At 68.0% G+C, this 8,832-nt stretch carries 8 protein-coding genes; 7 read left to right on the forward strand and 1 reads right to left on the reverse strand.

The window, feature by feature from the left end:
* Positions 1-8: 8 nt before the first annotated feature.
* Positions 9-1,118 (reverse strand): 2-aminoethylphosphonate--pyruvate transaminase, encoded by a 1,110-nt coding sequence (locus JMF86_RS29490; protein WP_011546896.1) that lies wholly within the window; start codon positions 1,116-1,118, stop codon positions 9-11.
* A gap of 260 nt (positions 1,119-1,378) precedes the next feature.
* On the opposite strand from JMF86_RS29490, the gene phnS reads away from it, so the two are divergent.
* Genes phnS through JMF86_RS29525 form a run of 7 tightly spaced genes read left to right on the forward strand, consistent with a single transcriptional unit; the run spans position 1,379 to position 8,673 of the window.
* On the forward strand, positions 1,379-2,470 hold the full coding sequence (gene phnS / locus JMF86_RS29495) for a 2-aminoethylphosphonate ABC transporter substrate-binding protein (protein ID WP_011546897.1): 1,092 nt from the start codon (positions 1,379-1,381) through the stop codon (positions 2,468-2,470).
* Positions 2,471-2,504: 34 nt separating this feature from the next.
* Complete coding sequence (phnT, locus tag JMF86_RS29500; protein ID WP_077177804.1) at positions 2,505-3,608, forward strand: 2-aminoethylphosphonate ABC transport system ATP-binding subunit PhnT; 1,104 nt, start codon at positions 2,505-2,507, stop codon at positions 3,606-3,608.
* Positions 3,586-4,506 carry a 2-aminoethylphosphonate ABC transporter permease subunit gene (gene phnU, locus JMF86_RS29505; protein WP_011694861.1) on the forward strand — a complete coding sequence of 307 codons (921 nt, stop codon included), beginning with the start codon at positions 3,586-3,588 and terminating at the stop codon, positions 4,504-4,506. The genes phnT and phnU overlap by 23 nt, the downstream gene beginning before the upstream one ends.
* Complete coding sequence (phnV, locus tag JMF86_RS29510; RefSeq protein ID WP_011546900.1) at positions 4,496-5,356, forward strand: 2-aminoethylphosphonate ABC transport system, membrane component PhnV; 861 nt, start codon at positions 4,496-4,498, stop codon at positions 5,354-5,356. The genes phnU and phnV overlap by 11 nt, the downstream gene beginning before the upstream one ends.
* On the forward strand, positions 5,353-6,663 hold the full coding sequence (phnA, locus tag JMF86_RS29515) for a phosphonoacetate hydrolase (protein WP_011546901.1): 1,311 nt from the start codon (positions 5,353-5,355) through the stop codon (positions 6,661-6,663). Before phnV ends, phnA begins: the two co-directional genes overlap by 4 nt.
* Entirely contained in the window at positions 6,660-8,114 is a 1,455-nt protein-coding gene (gene phnY / locus JMF86_RS29520; protein WP_011694860.1) for a phosphonoacetaldehyde dehydrogenase, read from the forward strand. The genes phnA and phnY overlap by 4 nt, the downstream gene beginning before the upstream one ends.
* 4 nt (positions 8,115-8,118) lie before the next feature.
* The gene (locus JMF86_RS29525; protein WP_011546903.1) at positions 8,119-8,673 is read left to right on the forward strand and encodes a phosphonate degradation HD-domain oxygenase; all 555 of its coding nucleotides are present in this window, start codon (positions 8,119-8,121) and stop codon (positions 8,671-8,673) included.
* Positions 8,674-8,832 lie beyond the last annotated feature (159 nt).

Raw genomic sequence — 8,832 nt, forward strand, 5'->3', positions numbered from 1 at the left:
CCCCCGCTTCATGCGGGCTGCATCGCGATGCCGAGCGACTCGACCGCGGCCCCGATCGCGGCGACCGCACGCCGGATATCGCCCGCATCGATCGCGCCGATGCAGCCGACGCGGAACGTCTCGAGCCGCGTGAGCTTGCCCGGATACAGGATGAAGCCCGCGCCGCGCACCGCGTCGTAGAAGCGGCGGAAATCGTAGGCCGGATGGTCGGGCGCGTGAAACGTGACGATCACCGGCGCCTGCACGCTCGCGTCGAGGAACGGCACGAAGCCGAGCGCGCGCATCGATTCGACCAGCGTCCGACAGTTGTCCGCATAGCGCGCGCCCCGCGCCGGCTGGCCGCCTTCGGCGAGGTACTGGTCGAGCGCGGCGCGCAGCGCGGCAATCACGTGCGTCGGCGGCGTGAAGCGCCATTGCCCCGTCTTGCGCAGATACGCGTACTGATCGTGGAGATCGAGCGCGAGCGACGGCGAGTTGCCTTCGCTCGCGTCGAGCGCGTCGCGCCGCACGATCGCGAACCCCATCCCCGGCACCCCTTCGAGACATTTGCCGCTGGCCGAGATCAGCGCGTCGATGCCGCTGTCCGCCAGCGCGATCGGCAGCGCGCCGAACGAACTCATTGCATCGACGATCAGCCGCTTGCCGTGCCGCCGGCATGCGGCCGCGATCGCGTCGAGCGGATTCAGGATTCCGGCGCTCGTTTCCAGGTGCACGAGCGCGACGTGCGTGATGCGCGGCTCGCGCGCGAACGCGGCCTCGACGGCCGCCGCGTCGACGGCCGCGTCCTCGCCGAACGGCAACGCGATCGCGTCGATGCCGAGCCGGCCGAGAATCTTCAGGATGCGCGCGCAATACGCGCCGTTGTCGGGCACCAGCACGACGCCGTCGCGCGGCACCAGCGTGCCGAGCGCGGCTTCGACCGAGAACGTGCCGCTGCCCTGCATCGGCACGCACACGTACTCGTCTCCGCCATGCGCAATGGCGACGAGATCCGCGCAGACGCTGGCCGTCAACTGATTGAAAGCAGCGTCCCACGACCCCCAGTCATGTTGCATTGCGTGGCGTGTTGTGGCGGACGTGGTGAGCGGGCCGGGCGTGAGCAGGATCGGGGCGGGCATGGTTTTTATCTCCAGCAAGGGCGGACGAAACAGCGGACGTCATGTCTGAATGACTTGCATGATAGTGGCAAAATGTGTCATTTTTTGGAAATTGTGGCATTCGTCACGGCTTTGTCATCGAACGCTGTGATCCTTCGGTTGCCGCGCGACACCCAGCCTGAGCGCGGTAGCGCGGCGGGGCGTCCAGCGGCCTGCCCGGAGATAACAGGAGAGCCGGATCGTGCCCCGGCCGTTTGGTGTTCCGCCTACGGAGAAGTGAGATGACACTGCAGAAACCCTCGCGCGCCGCCGCCGGCGCGTTCCGCAAGCTCGCGCTGGCCGCCTGCGCCGCCGGTCTGCTGCAAGGCGCCGCGATGCCGGCGCATGCGGCGAACGCGGTCGTGCTGTACACGGCGGACGGCCTCGAGAACCTCTATCGCGATGTGCTGCCGGCTTTCGAGAAGAAGGAAGGCGTGAAGGTCAATATCGTGACGGCGGGCAGCGGCGAGGTGGTGAACCGCGCGAACATCGAGAAGAATTCCCCGAAGGCCGACGTGATCGTCACGTTGCCGCCGTTCATCCAGCAAGCCGGCCAGATGGGTCTGCTGCAGCCGTACCAGAGCGTGAACTACAAGAACGTGCCGGCCATTGCGAAGGCCGAGGACGGCACGTGGGCGACCTTCGTGAACAACTACTTCTCGTTCGCGATCAACCCGGACGTCGTGAAGAACCAGCCGAAGACGTTTGCCGACCTGTTGTCGCCCAGCTATGCCGGCAAGGTCGCGTACTCGAACCCGGCCACGGCCGGCGACGGGATGGCCGTGCTGATCCTGACGACGTCGCTGATGGGCGAGGACAAGGCGTTCGACTACCTCGCGAAGCTGTCGCAGAGCGTGAAGTTCCACACGAAGGGTACGGGCTACCTGAACGTGCTGCTGTCGCGTAACGAGATCAGCGTCGCGAACGGCGACCTGCAGATGGATCTCGACGACGCCGAACACGGCGCGCTGTCCGTCAAGCCGATCTTCCTGGCCGCGAAGGCCGGCGACCAGCCGACCACGTTTCAGCTCCCGTACGGCATCGGCCTGATCAAGAGCGGCCCGAACCAGGACGCCGGCAGGAAGCTGATCGACTACCTGATGTCGACGGAAGTGCAGTCGAAGGTGCCGGACATGTACGGCATCCCGGGCCGCACCGACGTGCCGCTGGCCGGCAAGAACGGCGAAGCGGTCAAGAAGGCGATCGCGGGCGTGAAGCTGATTCCGGTCGACTGGACCCAGGTGATGGCGAAGAAGCCGGAATGGATCGAGCGCTGGAAGAAGGACGTGATCGGCAGCTCGGGCAAGCAGCTCGACGTCGTCAAGCCGAAGTGACCGGCGCACGCCGCCTGTATCAGCGAGCAAGAGGATGAACCCGGTGGACACCACCCTGACCCATCCCGGCGCATTCGGCGCCGCCGAACCGCACGCGACGCTGCGGTCCGGCGCGCCGGGCGGCGTGCAGATCGAGCATCTGAGCGTGCGCTACGGCGCACGCACGGTGCTGGAAGATCTGTCGCTGTCGATCGGCGCCGGTGAATTTCTGACCGTGCTCGGCAAGAGCGGCTGCGGCAAGACCACGCTGCTGCGCTTCATCGCCGGGTTCGTGAAGGCCGACGGCCTGACCGGCACGCTGACCGTGGCCGGACGCGACCTGACCCATGCGCCGCCGCACAAGCGCAATCTCGGTCTGCTGTTCCAGAATTACGCGCTGTTTCCGCACCTGTCGGTGTTCGAGAACGTCGCATTCGGGCTGCGCGCACGCGGCATGGCGTCGTCGGAAGTGACGCGCCGCGTCGCCGATGCGCTCAAGCTCGTGCAGCTCGGCGATGCCGGCCACCATCTGCCGGCGCAACTGTCGGGCGGGATGCAGCAACGCGTCGCGCTGGCCCGCGCGCTCGTGATCGAGCCCGACGTGCTGCTGCTCGACGAGCCGCTGTCGGCGCTCGACGCCAACCTGCGCGCGTCGGTGCGCAGCGAACTGAAGGCGCTGCACGAGCGCCTGCCGAACCTGACCGTCGTCTGCGTGACGCACGACCGCGACGATGCGCTCGTGCTGTCCGACCGCGCGCTGTTGATGCGCGACGGCCACATCGCGCAGCTCGGCACGCCGCAACAGTTGTACGACGCGCCGCGGGACGGCTACGTCGCGCGCTATCTCGGCCCGGCGAACCTGCTGCCGCCGCACGTGATCTTTCCGCTCGGCGATCCGCGCCACGAGGTGCGCGGCAAGGTCGCGTGCGTGCGCCCCGAGCGCCTCACCGTGATGCCGCCCGCGGCGGGCGGCCTGCACGGCACCGTGTCGTCGGTCGAATGGCAGGGCGCGGATCTGTCGATCGCGGTCGTGATCGACGCGGCGCCCGACGAGCCCGTGCGCGTCACGATGCAACGCGGCCGCGGCGCGGCCCCCGAGCGCGGTGCGCGCGTGTCCCTGCATTGCGAGGCAGACGATGTCGTCCTTATCGAGCCCTGAAGCCGGCCTGCCGCCGCACGTGCTCGCGTCGGCCGCGGCACACGCCGCTGCCGCGCGACGCCGCAGGCGCATCGGCGACCTGCACCTGGCCGCGCTCGCGATCGTCGTGCTCGGCCCGCTCGTCGTCTATCCGCTGGTGCGGCTCGTGCTGCTGAGCGTGACGGGCGATCACGGGTTGAGTTTCGCCGCGTACCGGACCTTCTTCGGCAATCCCGACACGCGCAACGTGCTGCTGACGACGCTCGGCGTGCTGTTCGCGAGCGCCGGCACCGCGTCGGTGCTCGGCGTGCTGCTGGCCGCGCTGCTGTTCTTCCGGCCGTTCCCGGGCGCGTCGCTCGTCACGCGCTTCCTGGAGCTGTACGTCGCGTTTCCGTCGTTCCTCGTCGCGTTCACGCTGATCTTCCTGTACGGCTCGCAGGGCTCGATCAGCATCGCGCTGCAGCACCTGTTCCATCTCGAGAACCCGCCGCTCGATTTCCTGTTCGGCATCGGCGGCGTGATTCTCGCGCAGACCGTGTTCTACACGCCGTTCGTCGTGCGGCCGACGCTCGCGTCGTTTGCGACGCTGGACCTGCGGCTGATCGAAGCCGCGCGCAGCCTCGGCGCGCCCGGCTGGATGCTCGCGCGCCGCGTCGTGCTGCCGATCGCATGGCCGGGCATCGCCGCCGGCACCGTGCTGTGCTTTCTGCTGACGCTGAACGAGTTCGGCATCCTGCTCGTGCTCGGCAGCGCGCGGCTCGTCACGCTGCCGGTCGCGATCTACAGCAGCGCGACCGTCGATCTCGACCTGCCGACCGCGTCGGCCGGCGCGGTCGTGATGTTGTCGCTATCGCTGGCGCTGTATGCGGTTTATCGCCGGGTGAACCGGCGTGCGACGGGAGGGAACGATGTCCGCTGAATTCCGTATCGGGCAAGCCGTGCCGCGTCACCCGCTCGGCTGGACCGACGCGCTGCTCAAGCATGCGTCGCGGGCCGCGCTCGCGCTGGCCGCATTCGCGTGCTTCTGGCTGTTCGTGCTGCCGGTCGTCGTCGTCGCGCTGTCGAGCGTGTCGACGCAATGGTCGGGCACGATTCTGCCGGCCGGCTACAGCCTGCGCTGGTTCGAGCGGCTCGGCTCGCCGGAATACGACGCGCTGCTGACCAGCCTCGAAATCGGCTTTGGCGTATCGGCGCTCGGCACAATCCTCGGGCTGTGGCTGGCGCTCGCGCTCGAAGGGCGCGACCGGCGCGGCTTGGGCGCGCTCGTCGACGCGCTCGTGATGGTGCCGAACGGCGTGCCGAGCGTCGTGCTCGGGCTCGCGGTGCTGATCGCGTATCACCAGAAGCCGCTCGACCTGTCGAGCTCGGCGGCGATCGTCGTGCTGGTGCAGCTCGCGCTGATTCTGCCGTTCTGCTATCGCTGCGCGGCCGCCGCGCTGCGCCCGGAACTGACCGTGCTGCGCGAAGCCGCGGCGAGCCTCGGTGCGCCGCCCGCGATGGTGTTGCGCCGCGTGCTGCTGCCGCAGCTCGTGCCGGCGCTGCGCGCGAGCCTCGCGCTCGGCTTCGCGCTGTCGCTCGGCGAGCTCGGCGCAACGCTGACGGTGTATCCGCCCGGCTTCGCGACCGTGCCGATCGTCGTGATCGGCCAGGTGGAGCGCGGCTATTACCTGCCGGCGTCGGCGCTGTCGCTGCTGATGCTCGGCGCGTCGCTCGCGGCGCTGCTGCTGATCGCCGCACGCGTGCCGCGCGGCAAGCGGGCGGCATCATGAACGCCGCGTTCGCGTTGCGGCTCCCCGGCGAGCAACCGGCCGCCGGCAAGGGTTCGTCGGATCTCGCGGGACGCTCGATCGACGTCAACGGCCGGCGCTACCGGTTGCCGGTGGACCCGACCGTCGTCATCTGTGTCGACGGCTGCGAGTACGACTATCTCGAATGCGCGGTGGAAGCCGGCGTCGCGCCGTTCATCGGCCGGACGATCGCGGAAGGCACCGCGTGGCGTGCGGATTGCGTCGTGCCGACCTTCACCAACCCGAACAATCTGTCGATCGTCTGCGGCGTGCCGCCGTCGGTTCACGGCATCTGCGGCAACTATTTCTGGGACCCGGCCGCTGACGGCGGGCGCGGCGCCGAAGTCATGATGAACGATCCGGCCTACCTGCGGGCCGGCACGCTGCTCGCGGCGGCGTCCGACGCCGGCGCGCGGGTGGCCGTCGTCACCGCGAAGGACAAGCTGCGCCGACTGCTCGGCTGGCAATTGAACGGCATCTGCTTTTCGGCCGAGAAGGCCGCGCAGGCCAATCTCGCGGAAAACGGCATCGTCGACGTGCTCGACTGGGTCGGCCTGCCGTCGCCGGACGTGTACAGCGCGGCGTTGTCCGAATTCGTGTTCGCGGCCGGCGTCCGGCTCGCGCAGACGCGGCAGGTCGACCTGATGTACCTGTCGACCACCGACTACGTGCAGCACAAGTGCGAGCCGGGCAGTGCCGGCGCGAACGCGTTCTACGCGATGATGGACGGTTACCTTGCGCAGCTCGACGCGCTTGGCTGGGCGATCGGCCTCACGGCCGACCACGGGATGAACGCGAAGCACGATCCGGCGACGGGCCGGCCGAACGTGATCTATCTGCAGGATGCCTTCGACGGCTGGTACGGCACGCAGGCTGCGCGCGTGATCCTGCCGATTACCGATCCGTACGTCGTGCATCACGGTGCGCTCGGTTCGTTCGCGACGATCTACCTGGCGCCGGGCGTCGACCGGGCCGAGGCGATGTGGCGCGTCGGCGGACTCGACGGCGTCGAGCTCGTGCTCGACAACGCGGAAGCCGCCGCTCGCTTCGAACTGCCGGCCGACCGGATCGGCGATCTCGTCGTGATCGGCCGCCGCGACATGACGCTCGGTACCCGCGAGCGCGAACACGACCTGTCGGGGCTCACGGTGCCGTTGCGTTCGCATGGCGGCGTATCCGAGCAGGAAGTGCCGCTGCTGTTCAATCGCCGTATCGAGCGGGACGATCCCGCACGTCGCCCGCGCAACTTCGACGTGTTCGATTTCGTGTTGAACCGGATCGCGACATGATGGCTCATCCGCGGCAGGATCATCCGTCGTTTCGTGCCGAGGCGTTGCGCTGGTGCGGCACGCACGCGATGCGCGAGCGCACGCTCGACGTCACGGACCCGTACACGGGCACGCGCGTCGGCACCGCGCCGCTCGCCAGCGTCGACGACGTGCGCGCGGCGTTCGATTACGCGATGGCCTACCGGCCGACGCTTACGCGCTACGCGCGCTCGCAGATTCTCGAACGTGCGGCCGCGCTGCTGCGCGAGCGCACCGAGGAAGCGTCCGACCTGATCACGCTCGAGTCGGGGCTGTCGAAACAGGATTCGCGCTACGAGATCGGCCGTGTGGCCGACGTGCTGAAGTTCGCGGCGGCCGAGGCGCTGCGCGACGACGCGCAGAGTTTCTCGTGCGACCTGACGCCCCACGGCAAGGCGCGGCGCGTGTTCTCGCAGCGCCAGCCGCTCGACGGTGTGATCGTCGCGATCACGCCGTTCAATCATCCGATGAACCAGGTCGCGCACAAGATCGCGCCGGCGATCGCGACCAACAATCGCGTGATCGTGAAACCGTCGGAGAAGGTGCCGCTGTCGGCGTTCTATCTGGCCGACTTGCTGTATGAAGCCGGGCTGCCGGAACCGATGCTGCAGGTGCTGACCGGCAACCCGGCCGAGATCGCGGACGAGCTCGTCACGCATCCGCATGCGTCGCTGATTACCTTCACGGGCGGCGTCGCGATCGGCAAGGCGATTGCCGCGCGGGCCGGCTATCGACGCATCGTGCTGGAGCTGGGCGGCAACGATCCGCTGATCGTCCTGGCCGATGCCGATCTCGACCGCGCGGCATCGCTGGCGGTGCTCGGCTCGTACCGGAATTCGGGCCAGCGCTGTACGGCCGTCAAGCGGATGCTGGTGCAGCGCTCGATCGCGCCCGCGTTCACCGAATTGCTCGTCGAGAAGACGCGCGCATGGAAATACGGCGATCCGTTCGATCCCGCGAACGAAATGGGCACGGTGATCGACGAGACGGCGGCGCGGCTGTTCGAGGTACGGGTGAACGAGGCGGTCGCGCAGGGCGCGCGCCTGCTGACCGGCAACGTGCGGCGCGGCGCGCTGTATGCGCCGACCGTGCTCGACAACGTCGATCCGTCGATGACGATCGTGCGCGAGGAGACCTTCGGCCCTGTGTCGCCCGTCATCGCATTCGATACGATCGAAGACGCGATCCGGATCAGCAACGGCACGGCGTTCGGGCTGTCGTCGGGTGTCTGTACGGACAGTACGGCGGCGGTCGTACGGTTCGTGAACGAGCTGAAGGTCGGCACGGTGAACGTGTGGGAAGTGCCGGGATACCGGATCGAACTGTCGCCGTTCGGCGGGATCAAGGATTCGGGGCTCGGTTACAAGGAAGGCGTCCAGGAGGCGATGAAGAGCTTCACGAACCTGAAGACGTTTTCGCTGCCTTGGGAGTGAGTGGATGGCGTTGACGGTGGAAGAGATCCACGGGCTGTATCGCGAGCATGGCCATGTGGCCTATAGCGGCGAACCGGTCACGCAGCTGGAGCATGCATTGCAGAGCGGCTTGCTGGCGGAGGAGTCCGGGGTGGACGAAGCGCTGGTCGCGGCGGCGTTCCTGCATGACCTCGGCCATCTGCTGAACCGTCAGGGCGACACGCCGAGCGCGCGCGGGATCGACGATCTGCATCAGTATTACGTGCTGCCATTCCTGCGTCCGTTGTTTTCCGACGCGGTGCTGGAGCCGATCCGGCTGCATGTCGACGCGAAGCGCTGCCTGTGCCGCACGGATGCCGGCTACTTTGAGAGCCTGTCGCCGGACTCGGTGCGCAGTCTGGCGTTGCAGGGCGGCGTCTTCAGTGAAGAGGAGACGGCGGCGTTCCTGCGGCGCCCGTTCGCGGAGGATGCGTTGCGCCTGCGCCGCTGGGACGATACGGCGAAGGAGGAAGGCAAGGCGACACCGGATCTCGATCACTATATGGAGATCGTCGCGCGTCAGGTGCGCGCACGTTCCTGACGATTCGGCTGCTTCTATATAAGGCGCCGCACGCGGCAGCGTGCGGCGCCTTATATTTTTTGCGAAACCCCTTGCGCTCACGGCGGGAGGTGCATAAAATCACGCCTCTTTCGCGCTAACGGAAACGCGGCGCGGGAGGAAGGGAAGCAGTGCTGTTGG

It is taken from the genome of Burkholderia sp. E168m15 (assembly GCF_016586105.1).
Classification (GTDB): domain Bacteria; phylum Pseudomonadota; class Gammaproteobacteria; order Burkholderiales; family Burkholderiaceae; genus Burkholderia; species Burkholderia orbicola.

Bases quoted from the DNA above. Each gene is read 5' to 3' on its own strand.
- phnT (WP_077177804.1), top strand. From the start codon at position 2,505: ATGAACCCGGTGGACACCACCCTGACCCATCCCGGCGCATTCGGCGCC.
- JMF86_RS29525 (WP_011546903.1), top strand. From the start codon at position 8,119: ATGGCGTTGACGGTGGAAGAGATCCACGGGCTGTATCGCGAGCATGGC.
- JMF86_RS29490 (WP_011546896.1), bottom strand. From the start codon at position 1,118: ATGCCCGCCCCGATCCTGCTCACGCCCGGCCCGCTCACCACGTCCGCC.
- phnA (WP_011546901.1), top strand. From the start codon at position 5,353: ATGAACGCCGCGTTCGCGTTGCGGCTCCCCGGCGAGCAACCGGCCGCC.
- phnY (WP_011694860.1), top strand. From the start codon at position 6,660: ATGATGGCTCATCCGCGGCAGGATCATCCGTCGTTTCGTGCCGAGGCG.
- phnU (WP_011694861.1), top strand. From the start codon at position 3,586: ATGTCGTCCTTATCGAGCCCTGAAGCCGGCCTGCCGCCGCACGTGCTC.
- phnS (WP_011546897.1), top strand. From the start codon at position 1,379: ATGACACTGCAGAAACCCTCGCGCGCCGCCGCCGGCGCGTTCCGCAAG.
- phnV (WP_011546900.1), top strand. From the start codon at position 4,496: ATGTCCGCTGAATTCCGTATCGGGCAAGCCGTGCCGCGTCACCCGCTC.